General features: G+C 66.2%; 17 protein-coding genes and 1 pseudogene. 6 read left to right on the plus strand and 12 right to left on the minus strand.

Going from position 1 to position 15,449, the window contains the following annotated elements:
- The 4 genes and pseudogenes from GTP90_RS31945 to GTP90_RS31960 all read right to left on the minus strand — a co-directional run.
- A pseudogene (locus GTP90_RS31945) lies at window positions 1-253 on the minus strand (GGDEF domain-containing protein); the annotation flags it as partial.
- 1 nt (window position 254) lies between these two features.
- A complete protein-coding gene (gene pncB, locus GTP90_RS31950) occupies window positions 255-1,448 on the minus strand; it encodes a nicotinate phosphoribosyltransferase (RefSeq protein WP_161087294.1) in 1,194 nt (397 codons plus the stop codon).
- Window positions 1,445-2,335, minus strand: coding sequence for a cysteine hydrolase family protein (locus tag GTP90_RS31955; RefSeq protein WP_161087295.1), 891 nt, complete (start codon window positions 2,333-2,335; stop codon window positions 1,445-1,447). Before GTP90_RS31955 ends, pncB begins: the two co-directional genes overlap by 4 nt.
- Before the next feature lie 174 nt (window positions 2,336-2,509).
- Complete coding sequence (locus GTP90_RS31960; RefSeq protein ID WP_161087296.1) at window positions 2,510-3,121, minus strand: FMN-dependent NADH-azoreductase; 612 nt, start codon at window positions 3,119-3,121, stop codon at window positions 2,510-2,512.
- Window positions 3,122-3,245: 124 nt separating this feature from the next.
- Between GTP90_RS31960 and GTP90_RS31965 the strand changes: the two genes are divergently transcribed.
- Entirely contained in the window at window positions 3,246-4,337 is a 1,092-nt protein-coding gene (locus tag GTP90_RS31965) for a LysR substrate-binding domain-containing protein (RefSeq protein ID WP_161087297.1), read from the plus strand.
- Here the strand turns inward: GTP90_RS31965 and GTP90_RS31970 are convergent.
- From GTP90_RS31970 to GTP90_RS31985, 4 genes are all read right to left on the minus strand, one after another.
- Window positions 4,315-4,623 (minus strand): chaperone modulator CbpM, encoded by a 309-nt coding sequence (locus GTP90_RS31970; RefSeq protein WP_161087298.1) that lies wholly within the window; start codon window positions 4,621-4,623, stop codon window positions 4,315-4,317. The genes GTP90_RS31965 and GTP90_RS31970 overlap by 23 nt on opposite strands.
- Before the next feature lie 2 nt (window positions 4,624-4,625).
- Window positions 4,626-5,552, minus strand: coding sequence for a DnaJ C-terminal domain-containing protein (locus tag GTP90_RS31975; protein ID WP_161087299.1), 927 nt, complete (start codon window positions 5,550-5,552; stop codon window positions 4,626-4,628).
- A 67-nt stretch (window positions 5,553-5,619) separates the two neighbouring features.
- Window positions 5,620-5,955 (minus strand): beta/gamma crystallin-related protein, encoded by a 336-nt coding sequence (locus GTP90_RS31980; RefSeq protein WP_161087300.1) that lies wholly within the window; start codon window positions 5,953-5,955, stop codon window positions 5,620-5,622.
- A 49-nt stretch (window positions 5,956-6,004) separates the two neighbouring features.
- Window positions 6,005-6,652 carry a beta/gamma crystallin-related protein gene (locus tag GTP90_RS31985; protein WP_161087301.1) on the minus strand — a complete coding sequence of 216 codons (648 nt, stop codon included), beginning with the start codon at window positions 6,650-6,652 and terminating at the stop codon, window positions 6,005-6,007.
- A gap of 178 nt (window positions 6,653-6,830) precedes the next feature.
- Here GTP90_RS31985 and GTP90_RS31990 point away from each other — a divergent pair, with 178 nt between their 5' ends.
- The 3 genes from GTP90_RS31990 to GTP90_RS32000 all read left to right on the plus strand — a co-directional run bounded on the left by GTP90_RS31990 (window position 6,831) and on the right by GTP90_RS32000 (window position 11,208).
- Complete coding sequence (locus GTP90_RS31990; protein WP_161087302.1) at window positions 6,831-8,240, plus strand: MATE family efflux transporter; 1,410 nt, start codon at window positions 6,831-6,833, stop codon at window positions 8,238-8,240.
- A 119-nt stretch (window positions 8,241-8,359) separates the two neighbouring features.
- A complete protein-coding gene (locus GTP90_RS31995; protein ID WP_161087303.1) occupies window positions 8,360-10,573 on the plus strand; it encodes a S9 family peptidase in 2,214 nt (737 codons plus the stop codon).
- A gap of 140 nt (window positions 10,574-10,713) precedes the next feature.
- A complete protein-coding gene (locus GTP90_RS32000) occupies window positions 10,714-11,208 on the plus strand; it encodes an Hcp family type VI secretion system effector (protein ID WP_161087304.1) in 495 nt (164 codons plus the stop codon).
- Window positions 11,209-11,309: 101 nt separating this feature from the next.
- Here GTP90_RS32000 and GTP90_RS32005 read toward each other — a convergent pair whose 3' ends face one another.
- Both GTP90_RS32005 and GTP90_RS32010 read right to left on the minus strand, forming a co-directional pair.
- Complete coding sequence (locus GTP90_RS32005) at window positions 11,310-11,501, minus strand: CsbD family protein (protein WP_008446105.1); 192 nt, start codon at window positions 11,499-11,501, stop codon at window positions 11,310-11,312.
- Between the two features lie 119 nt (window positions 11,502-11,620).
- Window positions 11,621-12,241, minus strand: coding sequence for a class I SAM-dependent methyltransferase (locus tag GTP90_RS32010; RefSeq protein WP_161087305.1), 621 nt, complete (start codon window positions 12,239-12,241; stop codon window positions 11,621-11,623).
- 140 nt (window positions 12,242-12,381) lie between these two features.
- Here GTP90_RS32010 and GTP90_RS32015 point away from each other — a divergent pair, with 140 nt between their 5' ends.
- Together GTP90_RS32015 and GTP90_RS32020 are read left to right on the plus strand one after the other, a co-directional pair.
- Window positions 12,382-13,209: an HDOD domain-containing protein gene (locus GTP90_RS32015; RefSeq protein ID WP_161087306.1), complete on the plus strand. Its 828-nt coding sequence runs from the start codon at window positions 12,382-12,384 to the stop codon at window positions 13,207-13,209.
- Between the two features lie 161 nt (window positions 13,210-13,370).
- Entirely contained in the window at window positions 13,371-13,649 is a 279-nt protein-coding gene (locus GTP90_RS32020) for a flagellar protein FliT (RefSeq protein ID WP_117015510.1), read from the plus strand.
- A gap of 59 nt (window positions 13,650-13,708) precedes the next feature.
- On the opposite strand, the gene GTP90_RS32025 is transcribed toward GTP90_RS32020, so the two are convergent.
- Window positions 13,709-14,935, minus strand: a complete 1,227-nt coding sequence (locus GTP90_RS32025) for an aspartate aminotransferase type Ic (RefSeq protein WP_161087307.1) — start codon at window positions 14,933-14,935, stop codon at window positions 13,709-13,711.
- A gap of 99 nt (window positions 14,936-15,034) precedes the next feature.
- Window positions 15,035-15,449 (minus strand): LPXTG cell wall anchor domain-containing protein (locus GTP90_RS32030; RefSeq protein WP_161087308.1); only part of this gene is annotated, 415 nt, incomplete at its 5' end.

The following is a 15,449-nucleotide window of genomic DNA, read 5'->3' on the forward strand; positions in this document are numbered from 1 at the left end:
CGCTGACGGCCAGCAGCAGCAGGTTGGGGACGGCGCCGGCCAGCATCAGCGCCGGCCCCAGCATGGCGTACGGCGCCGGCGCGGCGGCGCGCAGCAAATAACCGGCCGACAGCAGCGCGGCGCACAGCATCGAGCCGCCCATGGCGCGCACGTGGGTCTGGCCGCGGTGGCGGCGCCACACCAGCAGCAGTCCCACCCCCATCACCACCAGCATCGCGGCGTTGGTCAGGTAGAGGTAGCGCAGGCCGTCCATGTCAGGCCGCCGGGTGGTTGAACACCTGGCGCAGATAGGCCAGGAAGGTTTCGTCCTTGCACAGCGTCTTGCCCGGCGAGTCGGACAGCTTGGCCACCGACTGGCCGTTGCAGCACACCAGCTTCATGACGATGTTCAACGGCTTCAGGCCGACGTCGTTGGTCAGGTGGGTGCCGATGCCGAAGCCGGTCATGATGCGGTCGGCGAAGTGGCGGTACAGCGCGATCGCGCTCTGCAGGTTCAGGCCGTCCGAAAACACCAGGCGCTTGGTGTTGGCGTCGATGCGCAGCGCGCCGTAATGCGCCAGCGCCTTTTCGCCCCACACCACCGGGTCGCCGGAGTCGTGGCGCAGGCCGTCGAACAGCTTGGCGAAGTACAGGTCGAAGTCGTCGAGGAAGGCGTCCATGCCGACCACGTCGGTCAGGGCAACGCCGAGGTCGCCCCGGTATTCCTGCACCCACGCTTCCAGCGAGGCCTTCTGGAAATCGCGCAGCCGCACGCCGAAGGCCTGGAACGATTGCATGTATTCGTGCGCCATGGTGCCGATCGGGACCAGGCCGAACTTCATCGCCAGGTAGACGTTGGAGGTGCCCTTGAAGTATTGCGGCACTTCGCGCGCCAGGCGCTGCACCACCTCGTCGTGCCAGGCGCTGGAGTAGCGGCGGCGGGTGCCGAAGTCGGAGAACTCGAACGGGTTGCGCCGCGCCGGTTCGGCGCCGAAGGCTTTCAGCGCGGCGATCTTCTCGCCCAGGCGGGCGCGGCCCTCGGCCAGCGCGGCCTCGCGGTCGAAGCGGCGGAAGTACAGCTCGTTGACGATGTACAGCACGTAGATCTCGAAGCCCATCACGTGCACTTGCGGGCCGGCGGCGTGGATCACCAGGGTGTCGCCGTCGGCGCGCACGTCGATGAACTTGCGCTGGAAGCGGAACACCGTGAGGAAGTCGACGAAGTCGCTCTTGATGTAGCGCAGCGAGCGCAGATAGGCCAGCTCGTCGTCGGCAAAGCTCATCGAGCACAGGTGGTCGAGCTCGCGCTCGACCTCGGGCAGCAGCTCGGCCAGCGGGTAGGCGGTGGCGTTGCGGCAGACGAATTCGTATTCGGTGTGCGAGTTCGGATGGCCGTGCAGCAGCGCCTGCCACATGGTGAACTTGTACAGGTCGGTTTCCAGCAGGCTGCGGACGATGGGCTGGCTCATGCGGCATCCATTCCCAGCGCGCGGCCGGCGTTGGCCAACAGCTCGGGCAGCACGTCGGCCGTCTGCCGCAACTGCACGCCGCGCGCCTGCATCGCTTGCAGGAAGGCCTGGTATTGCGGCTCGAAGCCGGCGACCGGGCTGATGCAGTCGGTCAGCAGCACCAGCTTGGACAGCGGCTGGTCGCCGAAGTGTTCGACAATGTGCTCGACCGTGGCCTTGACGCAGTGGCTGCCGGCCTCGCCGGCGATGTAGACTTGGTCGGCCTCGGCCAGCGAGGCGATGAATTTGGTGTTGAGCTGGGTGTCGGGGTCGTCGGCGTCCGGCACCTCGGCCATGACGGCGGAGTAGTGCTCGGTCCACGGGTTGGAACCCTTGGCCAGCTTGGCGACGATGCCCAGCGCGGCCTCCTCCCAGGCGCCGTAGGCGGCGCGCACGTCGTCGTGCACGTTGTTGCCCCAGGTGCCGATCTCGCAGTGCACCGGCCACACCATCAGCCGGTAGCGGCCGGCCGTCTCCAGTTTGTCGAGGTAGTTCAGCGCCAGCGGCAAGGCGGCCGGATGGCGCGGCAGGTATTTTTCGGCGCGCACGTCGGCCGCGCTGATCTCGGTGAACGGCGCCACCGGCGCGCCGTCGCGGGCGATCCAGAAGGTCGGGTGGGCGATGTCGAAGCGGTGATGGGAGTCCAGCGTGATGCTGATGGCGGTCAGGCCGGCGCGGCCGCGGTTGATCAGGCCGGCCAGGCGCAGCATGTCCTGGTGGGCGCCGGGCACCGGCAACGCCGGCGCGCGCGGTGCGCGGGTGGCCGGGTCGAGCGGCAGGTGGCTGGCCGGCAGGTCGCAAAAGTCGTTTTGCGGATCGATCACCAGCAGGTGCAGGTTACGTTTCATTGGAGCTCCGATGCTTGCTTCACTGTATATGATTTTGCCCGATAGCGCGGGCCGACAGTGATGATTATCTGCCAAGCCGCACGAATTTGTGCAACGCGGCCGCCGGGGGCGAAAAAAAACTCCCCGCCGGCGGCTGCCGACGGGGAGTTTGCACGCCGGGCGGCGCGGTACAGCTTAGGCGGCCAGCGCCTCGATCTTGCCGCGGCCCTTGGCGATGGCGGCGGCCACCGCTTCCTCGCCCATGGCCACGCCCTCGGCCACCACGAAGGTGACATCGGTCATGCCGAGGAAGCCCAGCACCGAGCGCAGGTAGGTGGTGACGTGGTCGTAGGCGGCGGCGGGGCCTTCGCTGTAGACGCCGCCGCTGGCGACGAACACGATCACTTTCTTGCCGTGCACCAGGCCCTCGGGGCCGTTGGCGCCGTACTTGAAGGTGCGGCCGGCGCGCGCCACGTGGTCGATCCACGCCTTCAGGCCGGAGGTGACGGAGAAGTTGTACATCGGCGCGCCGATGACGATGGTGTCGGCGGCCAGCAGTTCATCCACCAGCGCGTCGGAGGTCTTGATGGTGTGGGCCTGGTCGGCGTTGCGCTGCTCGGCCGGGGTGAAGTAGGCGCCCATCATCTGCTCGGTCAGGTGCGGCACCGGGTTGCTGGCCAGGTCGCGGGTGACCACGGTGCCGGCCGGATTGGCGACCTGCCATTTGGCCACGTACTCGCCGCCCAGCTGGCGCGACAGGGAACCGTTTTGACGAACACTGCTGTTGATGTGAAGGATACTTGCCATGATGTCATTACCTTTCGTGTGGGGAGTGATTGCAATCATCATAGATCGGGATTAATATCGATGAAACTAGTTAAATTTAAATCCTACCTATCGATATATTCGATATCTGATCACAAGGTAATGTATGCGCGACCCCGGCCTCCCCTCCCTCGACCAGCTGCGTGTGTTCATCGCCGTCATCGACCATGGCGGCTTCGCCCACGCGGCGCGGGCGCTGCACCGCACGCAGTCGGTGATCAGCTACACCATCGCCAACCTGGAGGAGCAGCTCAACGTCGCGCTGCTGGACCGCACCAAGCGCAAGCCGGTGCTGACCGAGGCCGGCAAGGCGCTGCTGGCCGACGCCCGCGCGGTGTCGCTCAAGGTGGACGGCATGCGGGCGCGCGCCAAGGCGCTGTCGGCCGGGCTGGAGGCCGAGGTGTCGGTGGTGGTGGATGTGATGTTCTCGACCTGCAAGCTGGTGCGCATCCTGCACGCCTTCCAGCAGGAGTTCCCGACCGTGGCGATGCGCCTGCGCACCGAGGCGCTGGGCGCCGTCACCCAGCTGGTGCTCGAGCGCGAGTGCCACATCGGCATCAGCGGCTGGATGCCGGGCACGCAGGACATCGTCGAGCGCCAGAGCTGCGGCTACGTGACCATGGTGCCGGTGGCCGCGCCCGACCATCCGCTGGCGCAGATCGAGGGCGTGATCCCGAGCGCGGTGCTGCGCGAGCACACCCAGCTGGTGCTGACCGACCGCAGCACGCTGACCAAGGGCCAGGACTTCGGCGTGCTGGCGCTGCGCGACTGGCGGCTGGGCGACCTCAGCTCCAAGCACGCGCTGCTGCGCAGCGGCATCGGCTGGGGCAATATGCCGGTCGAGTTCGTGCAGTGGGATCTGGACGCGGGACGGCTGGTGCAGCTGCATATCAGCGAGGGCAGCGCCTTCAGCTTCCCGCTGTACGTGATACGGCGCGGCGACGAGGAGCCGGGCCCGGCCACGCGCTGGCTGATGCAGCAGTTCCTCGACCTGGAGCAGCCGGCCGTGCCGCCGCCCAACCACGACATGCGGCCGTCGCCGGTGGCGGGCGATGCCGGCCCCGCGCACGGCTATCACCGCCTCGCCGCCCCGCCCAGGGAGGCCAAACCGTCGAACAAGCCGGGACCGCAGCCGCCGCGCGGCGAAGTGCCGCCCGGCGTGGCCGCGCCGGCCCCTATTTCACTCCGGCGGCGCTGAGCTTGACGCGCAGGCGGCGGATCTCTTCCGACAGGTCGACCACCAGCGCGGCGACATCGTCGTTGGCGTCGAAGTCGCGCTCGATCTGGCACAGCCGGCGCGCGCGCACCAGGTCGGCGCTGGTGAAGCGCCACGCCACGTGGTCGCCGTCGGCGCTGTCAAGCAGGATGCCGGTGCGCACCCGCTGCACCACCCAGTCCGGCTCCACGGCGCAGGCCTGCGCCAGTTCCTCCACGGTCAGCGCGGCGTCGTCGATCAGCACCGCTTCCAGGATCGCTTGTCCCATGTTCATCCTCCCGCGCGCGGGTTGAACGCCAGTTCGCGCGCCATCGTTTGATACAGTTCACGTGCCTTGTCGGTGGTGGCCGGCGGCAGCACCACCTCCAGCAGCAGGTAAAGGTCGCCGGCCGTCTTGCCGGGGATGCCGCGCCCGCGCAGGCGCAGCTTGCGTCCGCTCTGCGAGCCGGCCGGCACCGTGACGGTGACCTTGCCGGACGGCGTGTCGACGTCGATCTCGCCGCCCAGCGCCAGCTCCCACGGCGCCACCGGCACCGTCTCGTAGACGTCGCGGCCGTCGATGCGGTAGCGGGCGTTGGGGCGGAACTGGATTTCCAGGTACAGGTCGCCCGGCCCGGCCGCGCCCGGCTGGCCCTGGCCCGACAGGCGCAACTGCTGGCCGGCCGTCACGCCTTTCGGGATGTTGACGCTGAGGTTGCGCTCGCGCGTGAGGATGCGGTCCTGGGCGTCGCGCTCGGCCACCGTCAGGCCGATGGTGCGGGTGGCGCCGTGGTAGCTGTCGGCCAGGTCGATGCTGATGCTGGCGTGGCTGTCCTCGCCGCGCCGGGGCGCCTGGCGCCGGCGGCCGCCGCCCAGGTTGGCGAACAGGTCGGCGAAGAAGTCGCTGCCCATGGCGTCGCCGCCGAAGCCGCCGCCATTGCCGTTGCCGAAGCCGCGCCCCCAGTCCGGCGGCGGGCGGAACTCCTGGCCGGCGCGGTACTGGTGGCCGCGTCCGAGCTCGTCGTAGGCGGCGCGTTTCTCGGCGTCGCCCAGCACGCCGTAGGCCTCGTTCAGTTCCTGGGTTTTATGCTGGGCGTCGGCCTCCTTGCTGACGTCCGGATGGTATTTCCGGACCAGCTTGCGGTAGGCCTTCTTGATCTCTTCCTCGGTGGCCGTTTTCGGCACGCCCAGGGTCTGGTAATAGTCCTTGTATTCCACGTTGCGCGCTCCCCGTCTTGCGTCTGTCACAGTCTAGCGCCGATCGCCGATCGGCGGCGTCCGCATGTCACTTCTGTACCCGTTTGTCCTTGGCGGGCGGCCGCGCTTCAAGCTCGCGCACCGAGGACATCATGTCGTTGAAGTTCTTCAGCTCGGCGTACTCGCCCTTGTCCAGCACCAGGCAGCGGCCCTTGTAGTACTTGTTCTCGCACACCTCCCAGGTGCCGCTCTGCACGACCACGCTGGAGGTCTTGTCGTTGAAGCCCAGCTTGTCCAGGTCGGGCTCCGAGCCGTGCAGCTGCAGCGCCGGGCCGCCGAAATGCGCGCGCGTGTACAGCACGATGTCGCCCGCCTGCGCCGCCGCGGCGGCGCCCAGCAGCGTGGCGCAGACAAGTCGTTTCATGGCAGGGTCTCCAAATCGGGGTGCTGCCCTGCATGATAGCGCATGCCGGTCAACGGATCCGGCGCAGCGACGAAATGCGGTTGTTCATATTGTCCAGGTATTCGTAGCGGCCCGGCTCCAGCACGATGCACTGGCCGCCGTAGTCGGCGTGCTCGCACAGCTCCCAGCGGCCTTCGTTGACCACCACGGAGCTGACCTGGTCGTTGAAGTCGTACTGGTCCAGCGTGCGCACCGCGTCGCGCAGGCCCAGCTTGGCGCCGCCGAAGCCGGACTTGGAGAACAGCACGATCGGTTCGCGGTGGTGGCCGTAGCCATAGCCGCTGTCGCGGCCGCGGTCGTTACGGTGGTCGTCGTCGCGGTAGTCGCGCCCGCCCCCGCCGCTGATTTCACGCACCGATGAGATGACGTCGTTGAAACCGTCCAGCACCGGGTACTCGCCGCGCTCGACCACCATGCAGCGGCCGCGGTATTCGGAATGCTCGCACAGCTGCCAGGTGCCGGAACGCACCACCACGCTGGAGGCGCGGTCGTTGAAGCCCAGCCGATCGAGGTCCGGCTCGCTGCCGCGCAAGGTCAGCGGCGGGCCGGCGAAGTTGGAGTGGGTAAACAGCGTCAGCTCGCCCGCGTGCGCGGTGGCGGCGGCCGCGGCGGCCAGGATCAGGGCGGCGCGGGTCAGACGGTGCAGGATTGGTTTCATGATGAATATCGCTCAGGTAAAAAGTTGAACAGCCGGTGCCATGCACAGACAACGCTTATGCTAGCGCGTTGGCCGACACGCCAATATGGCTAAATTGCAAGAAAATGTAATGATACAGCGCGGCGGGCTGGTCGGGACCGGGGTAGAATTGTCGCCCATCCTTTTTCGAGCGCCGCGCATGCCCCACGCCTTCCACCTGCCCGATCTCCGCCGCGAAGCGGCAGCCCTGTGGCGCCTGGCCTGGCCGATGCTGATCGGCCAGCTGGCCACGGTGGGCATGGGCGTGGCCGACGTGGCGATGACCGGCCACGCCAGCGCCGATGAGCTGGCCGCCGTGTCGCTGGGGGCGTCGATCTGGTCGATCATCCTGGTCACGGTCAGCGGCACCATGATGGCGATTAACAGCGTGGTGGCGCACGATGTCGGCGCCGGCGAGCTGGGCAAGATTCCGCACGCGGTGCGGCAGTCGCTGTGGAAGGCGCTGGGCGTGGGCGTGCTGGCCATGCTGCTGGCCAACCTGGCCACCGCGCTGTTCGGCCACCTGCACCTGACGCCCTATGTGCAGGGCCAGGCCACGCTGTTCGTTCACGCGATCAGCATCGGCCTGCCGCCGTTCGCCGCCTACCGCGCGCTGTACGGCTACAGCACCAGCATCAACCAGACCAAGCCGGTCATGCTGATCGCCATCCTGGGCCTGTGCTTCAACGTGCTGGTCAACTGGTTGCTGGTGTTCGGCCACTGGGGCCTGCCCAAGCTGGGCGGGGTCGGCTGCGCGGTCGCCACCGGCCTGTGCATGTGGCTGATGCTGGCCGCCATGCTGGCCTGGATGCGCGTCGCGCCGGCCTATCGCGCCACCTATCCGTTCACCCACTGGGAAGGGCCGCACTGGCCGGAGATCCGCTCGATGCTGCGGCTGGGGCTGCCGATCGGGATCACCTATTTCGCCGAGGTCAGCGCGTTCGGCGCGGTCAGCCTGCTGATCGCGCGCTACGGCGTGGTGCAGATCTCGGCGCACCAGATCGCGCTGAATTTTTCCTCGCTGGTGTTCATGGTGCCGCTCAGCTTTGGCATCGCGCTGATCACCCGCGTCGGCCAGGCGGTCGGCGAAGGCAGCCCGGCGCGGGCGCGCTACGTGGCCTGGACCGGGGTGGGCATGTCGCTGGCGTTTGCCGTGCTGTCGGCGCTGTTCATCGTGCTGTGCCGCCGGCAGATCGCCGCCGCCTACACGTCCGACCCGGCGGTGCAGGAACTGTGCGTGCAGCTGCTCTTGTTCGCCGCACTGTTCCAATTGTCCGACGCCACCCAGGTCGCGACCTCGTGCGCGATCCGCGGCTACAAGGTGTCGCGCCAGCCGATGCAGATCCAGCTGCTGGCGTTCTGGGGCTTCGCGCTGCCGCTGGGCTGCTGGCTCGGGCTGGCGCCGCAATGGCTGCCGTGGGCGCCGGCCGAGCCGATGGCGGCGGCCGGCTTCTGGATCGGGCTGGTGGTCGGGCTGACGGTGGCGGCGGTGCTGTTGAGCTGGGCCTTGCAGCGCCTGACGCTGGAGCGCGCGCGGGCCGGCGGGCACGCGGACGCCGCGCACGCCTGAGGCGGCCGGCGCCGAAGGAAAAACGGTTTTCCACCGTGGATTCAGAACATTGCCGTCTCGCCATGGGCGGGCCGCTCTGGTATCGTCTCGGGTTCCGATAACCAAGAGACACTCACTCCATGCGCTTCATCCTCTGCTTCCTCGCCCTGCTGACCGGCGCCAACGCCTCCGCCGAAAAACTGACACTGGACCGCCTGCACGCCGACCCGTCGCTGAGCGGCCCCGGCGTGCGCAGCCTGAGGGTGTCGCCGGACGGCGCCCGCGTGACCTTCCTGCGCGGCCGCGACGACAACCAGTTCCAGCTCGACCTGTGGGAATACAACCTCAAGGACAAGACCACGCACCGCCTGGTCGACTCCAAGATCCTGGTGCCGGACGAGCAGCTGTCGGACGCCGAGAAGGCACGCCGCGAACGCGAGCGCACCGCCAGCCTGAAGGGCATCCTCAGCTACAGCTGGTCGCCGGACGGCAAGCAGCTGCTGGTGCCGATCGCCGGCAAGCTGTACCTGATCGACGCCGGCAAGCCGGACGCCGCGCGCCTGGTCGCCTCCGGCAACGTGCTCGATCCCAAGATCTCGCCCAAGGGCCGCTACGTATCCTTCGTGCGCGACCAGAACCTGGTGGTGCTGGACCTGAGCACCGGCAAGGAAAAGCAGCTGACCACCGACGGCCAGGGCACCATCCACAACGGCGAGGCCGAGTTCGTGGCGCAGGAAGAAATGAGCCAGACCAGCGGCTACTACTGGGCGCCGGACGATTCCGCCATCGCCTACAAGCGCTACGACGAGGCGCCGGTGCCGGTGGTGCGCCGCTTTGAAATCTTCGCCGACCGCACCGACGTGGTCGAGCAGCGCTACCCGGCCGCCGGCGATCCGAACGTGCTGGTGCAGCTGAAGATCGTCTCGCCGGTCAGCGGCGAGATCCGCAACGTCGACCTGGGCGCCAACCAGGACATCTACCTGGTGCGCGCCGACTGGAGCGGCAACGCCAAGGCCTTGCTGTTCCAGCGCCAGAGCCGCGACCAGAAGAAGCTGGAGCTGGTGTCGGTGGACGCCGCCACGCTGGCGCAGAAGGTGCTGGTCACCGAGACCTCGCCGACCTGGGTCAGCATCTTCGACGACCTGCGCTTCCTGGCCAACGACAAGGGCTTCATCTGGTCGTCCGAGCGCAGCGGCCGCAAGCACCTGTACCTGTACGACATGCAGGGCAAGCTGCAGCACGCCATCACCAAGGGCGACTGGGGCATCGACCGCGTGCTGGCGGTCGACGAGAAAGGCGGCCGCGTGTTCGTGCAGTCGAACCGCGACGCGGTGATCGACAGCCAGACCTACGCGCTCAAGCTGGACGGCAGCACGGCCGACAAGCCGCAGCGCATCACCCAGGGCGACGGCTGGCACGACTCCGCCTTCGCCCGCAACGGCGAGGTGTTCGTCGACACCTACTCCGATCCGGACACGCCGCCGCAGGTCAGCATCCGCCGTCCCGACGGCGCGATGATTAGCTGGCTGGAGCACAACGAGCTGAACGCCTCGCACCCGTACGGCAAATACCTGGACGCCCACCTGCACACCGAATACGGCACGCTCAAGGCCAAGGACGGCCAGACGCTGTACTACTCGATGATCAAGCCGAGCGGCTTTGACGCGTCGAAGAAATACCCGGTCTACCTGTCGACCTACGGCGGCCCGCACTCGCAGCACGTGGCCCGCCGCTGGGGCAATTTCTTCGACCAGTACATGGCGCAGCAGGGCTTCGTGGTGTGGCGCCTGGATAACCGCGGCTCGTCGCGCCGCGAACGCGTGTTCACCGACGCCAACTACCACAACCTCGGCAAGGTGGAAGTCGAAGACCAGATCACCGGCATCGAGTGGCTGGGCAAGCAGAGCTTTGTCGACGCCAAGCGCGTGGGCGTGTTCGGCTGGAGCTACGGCGGCTTCATGACCTTGCGCCTGCTGGCCGAGGCGTCGGACAAGATCGCGATGGGCGTGTCGGTGGCGCCGGTGACCGACTGGTCGCTGTACGACACCCACTACACCGAGCAGTTCATGGGCACGCCGAAAGAAAACGCGGCCGGCTATGCATCGGGCGGCGTGTACTCGCATCTGGACGGACTGAAATCGCCGCTGCTGCTGATGCACGGCATGGCCGATGACAACGTGCTGTTCACCAACACCACGCGCATGATCGACGCGCTGGTCAAGCGCAATATCCACTTTGAGCTGATGACCTATCCGGGCGCCAAGCACGGTATCTCGGGCCGCGCGCCGCAACGCCACGTGTACGGCAACATCGAAGCCTTCTTCAAGAAGAATTTGATGCCGGAAACGAAGTAAATCGTTTCAGTGTTTTCGGGGGCCTTCGGGCCCTCTTTTTTTACCTTGATTGAGCGGCCACAAGAGGCGATTTGTTGACCATTCGATAATGCCCGCTGCGGTGCATTCCGCACCGCCGCACTTACATTCCAGGAGGAATTATGGCTATCGATGTCTACCTGCAAATTGACGGTATCCGCGGCGAATCGGCCGACGACAAACACAAGGACTGGATCGAATGCAAGGCGGTCAGCTGGGCGGTGAGCCAGCCCAAATCGGCCACCGCGTCGACCGGCGGCGGCCACACCGCCGAGCGCTGCGAGCACCACGACATCACCCTGATGAAGCTGGCCGACCTGGCCTCGCCGGTGCTGCTGCAGACCTGCTCGTCCGGCAAGACCATCCCCAAGGCCAAGTTTGAATTCATGCGCGCGGACGGCCAGGGCGAACGCGTCAAGTATTATGAAATCGAACTGGAGAACGTGCTGATCGGCGGGGTCTCGCCCAGCGTGCAGGAAGGCGACATCCTGACCGAGCATGTGTCGCTGAAATTCTCGAAGGTGAAGTGGCGCTACACGCAGCAGAAGATCAGCGGCGGCGCGGGCGGCAACACCGCCGGCGGCTGGGACCTGAGCACCAACCGCATCGCGGCGTGAGGTTGAGCGCGCAGGTTGAGCGCGCAAATGAAACAAGCCGCGTGGCTTGCGACGGCCTTGGCCGTCTTCAGCGCACGCGGCTTTTTTATCCCGCAACGATGTTAGTTGCGGTTGCCTTTGGTGATGTCCTTGACGGCTTCCTTGGCGTCGCCCAGGCCTTTTTGCAGTTTGCCTTCGGCTTGCTTGTTCAGGCCCTTGGCTTGCTGCTCCGAGCTGCCGACCAGCTTGCCGGCCTCTTCCTGGATTTTGCCGCCGATATCTTTCGCGGTACCCTTCACTTGGTCCTTGTTCATGATGCACTCCTTGGTGGGTGATGAAGCTACAGGACACGCGGCGTTGTGCCGCATGCGATGCCTCAACTATAGGCAGGCGCCGGCTGGCGTTCCGTGCGCTTGCGCACCTAAGGCTGCAATCAATGCTTGCGCCAGACGCTGGCCAGCCAGGGCTGCTGATCACGCGGCAAGCCTTGCGGACGGTAGTAGTGCCGGAGCGCGCTGAATCCCGCCGCCAGCAGGTACCGTTCCCAGGTTTCGTAGTCGTAATAGCTGCCGTAGCGCGGGCCGTTCCAGCCTTCGCGGTTGTCGCCGCGCGGGTTGGAACTGAACAGCACACCGCCGGCCTTCAGCGCGGCATGCAGGTCGCGCAGCACCTTCGGCAACGCGGCGCTGGGCACGTGGAACAAGGACGCGTTGGCGTAGACGCCGTCGAAAAAACCAGCGGGCAGGTCAAGTTGGATGAAGTCCTGCCGCCAGGTTTCGCAGCCGCTGTAGGCGCGCGCCATCTCGACGAATCGCGCCGAGCCATCGACGCCGATCGCTTCGTGGCCCAGCTCCCTGAAGGTTTTCAGGTCACGTCCGGGGCCGCAGCCCAGGTCCAGCAGGCGGTATGGCGCGGGGCCTTGTATCGCGCCCAGCAACGCGGCGATATTTTGGCTGACATCGTGGTCGACGGTGCCGGCGAAAAACTGCTCGGCGGTGCGCTCGTAATGCTGCAGCGTGGTTTGTGTGATCTGCTCGATAGGGTCGGGTTCCATGCCGTCAGTATATACGCCGGGTCCCATCGCCGATCACTGACTCGGAAAAGAGACGCCCGCCCCGCAAAATTGTTTCATACATTCGGGGAATCGCTATATAGTTAGCCTATAGCAACGCGCTAATTACCCAGGAGATAAATATGAAACTTGATGCCCTGTTCCAGAATCCAACTGCGTTGCCCACCGCGCCTAAAGTCGTGGAAGAGCTGATCAGCAGTTTCGACAAGGCCAGCGTCTCGACCGAAGAGATCGCGAAAAAACTGTCGACGGATCCGGTGCTGAGCGCCAAGCTGCTGCGCCTGGCCAACTCGGCCTACTACCACGTCTCGCGCAGCATCGGCACCGTGGAGGATGCGGTACTGATGCTCGGCTTCGTCACCGTGCGCACGCTGGTCATCAGCTCCGGCCTGGTCAGCGGTTTCAAGACCGTGCCCGGCCTCGACCTCAAGCAATTCTGGCGCTACAGCCTACACACCGCGGTGTCGGCCAAATGGATTGCCAAGAAGACCAAGGAAAACACCGACCTCGCCTTCACCATCGGCATGATGCACGCCATCGGCCAGCTGGTGATCCACTCGGCGATGGCCGAGCAGGCGATGGCGCTCGACAAGGTGGCCGGTCCGCTGGACCCGCGCCGCCTGGACGCCGAGAAAGCCTCGTTCGGCTTCACGTTTGCCGACGTCGGTGCCGAGCTGGCCAAGCGCTGGAAATTCCCGCTGACCTTCTCGGAAACCATCCTGGCCTTCCCCGAACCACACCACAACGGCGAGCTGAACCGCCTGGCCGCCGTGGTCTCGCTGGCCGCCTGGCGCGCCCGTGTCGAGCAGGCCCAACTGAGCGACGATGAAATCGAGGCCTGCTACCCGGCCGACCTGGCCGAGGAACTGGGCCTGGACGACAACGCCCTGATCGACGAGATGCCGTCGCCGGACGAACTGAGCGCCGGTTTGGAGGAGCTGGTCAAATAATCCAGCTTGTCCAAACAACCATGGAAGCCGCCGGTTTTACGCCGCGCGGCTTTTTTTTCGACTTTTTTCAAATATTTTTTCAAAACACCCTAAAGTTCGCGTTTAAGGCGACGTTAATCAGGACATGCGGTAATCCGTTTTAACTAAACCAGGGTGAGAACATGACCTCCACCGAAGTCCTCTCGATGTACGAAAACATTGCCGGCCTGTCCAATCAAATGGCTGCCGCCGCGCGTCTGGGGGATTGGGACGGCCTGAGCCGCCTGGAAGCGCAATGCGCCAACGCCGCCCGCCCGGCCGACGCCGGCGTGCCCAGCCTGAGCGGCGCCCCGCGCCTGCGCAAGATCGACCTGCTCAAGCAGATCCTGGCCAACGACCGCGCCATCCGCGACGTGACCGAGCCTTGGTTGAACAACGTGCCTGGCATGGCGCGTCAATAAAAACCGCCGCTCCAATGCAAAAAGCGCCCGAGGGCGCTTTTTTTACGTCTGCACGGCGATCAGCTCGCCAGCGCCACGCGCAGCGACAGCGCGATTCCCTGCGCCGCCTGGGTGATCTCATCCAGCGACGGGAAGCTCGGGGCGATGCGGATGTGGCTATCCTTGGGATCGTTACCGTAAGGGAAAGCCGCGCCGGCCGGCGTCAGCGTGATGCCGGCTTCCTTGGCCAGCGCCACGGTGCGCTTGGCCGAACCCGGCGGCGTCACCAGATCGATGAAGTAGCCGCCCAGCGGACGCGTCCACGACACACCCGGCACGTCGGCCAGATAGCGCTCGAACTGCGCCAGCACCGCGTCGAACTTCGGCTTGAGCAGCAAACGATGCTGTTCCATCAAGGCCTCCACCGTCGGCAGGTCCTTCAGCAGGCGCACGTGGCGCAGCTGGTTGATCTTGTCCGGGCCGATGCTGCGGATGCCGGCGTGCTTGGTCCACCAGGCGATGTTGGCCGGCGAAGCCGCCAGCGCGGCGATGCCCGAACCAGCCCAGCTCACCTTGGACGACGACGCGAACACGATCGCGCGGTCCGGGTTGCCGGCCTGCGCGCACGCGTCCAGGATGCTGGCCACTGCCAGCTTCTGCTCGCCCAGGTGGTGGAAGCGGTAAGCGTCGTCCCACATCAGGCGGAAGTCCGGCGCCGCCGTCTTCATCGCCGCCAGGCGGGCCACCACCGCATCCGAGTACACCACGCCACCCGGATTGCTGTACTTCGGCACGCACCACATGCCCTTGATGCTGGCGTCCTCGGCCACCAGTTTTTCCACCAGGTCCATGTCCAGGCCGTCTTCGGTCATCGGGATGTTGATCATCTTGATGCCGCGCGCCTCGCAGATGGCGAAATGGCGGTCGTAGCCAGGCACCGGGCACAGGAAGGTCACCGGCTCGCGCACCCACGGCGCATGGCCGGGCGTGCCGTTGAGCAGGCTGTAGATGATCACGTCATGCATCAGCGACAGGCTGGCGCTGCTGTCGACCACGACTTGCGCGGCCGGCACGTCCAGCAGCTGGCCAAACAGCGCGCGCGCTTCCGGCAGGCCGATGGTGCCGCCGTAGTTGCGGCAATCGGTGCCGTCGGCGGCCTTGTAGCTGTCCAGCGACGCCATCAGGGCGTTCGACAGGTCCAGCTGCTCTGGGGCTGGCTTGCCGCGGGACATGTCCAGCTTCAGGCCAAGTTGTTTGAAAGTTTGGTATTGCTCGTGATGCTGAGACTGAAAATCTGCTGCGGTCATAAGGCTCTTTCAGGATGGGGAAGACGGTGGGCGTCGAACACTATAACCCAGAACCCCTGAGCCGGATAAGAGCGGACTCGTTATAAGCTTATTACATTTTTATTGTTTTTCCATCATGGATTCCGGCGTGACCTCGTGCAGCGGCGGCGCCTCCATCGGCGTTTCGCCCTCGGCGGCCGGCTTTTTCTTGCGGAATCCCTGCCAGATCTTCAGCGGCCCGCTGCCGCGTTTCTTGCGCAGATAGAAGTAGCCGCCCGCCCCCAGCAGCAGCGCCAGCGCGCCGGCTCCGCCCGCGATCAGCGGCCAGTTGCTGGCGGCCGGCTCCGGCGGTTTTTCCTTCTTGTACTTCAACTTGGGCAGCACACGCACCTTCTTGACCGGCGCGCTCGCTTCGGCCGACGCCGATACGGACGCGGACGCCGATTCCGCCCCGCTGGCCGCCGCAGAAGCCGAAGCGCCATGCGCCTCCCCGTGTCCCGCGCCAGCCGCGCTGGCGTGGGCGCTGGCACCCGCC

The organism is Duganella vulcania (genome assembly GCF_009857655.1).
Taxonomy (GTDB): domain Bacteria; phylum Pseudomonadota; class Gammaproteobacteria; order Burkholderiales; family Burkholderiaceae_D; genus Rugamonas; species Rugamonas vulcania.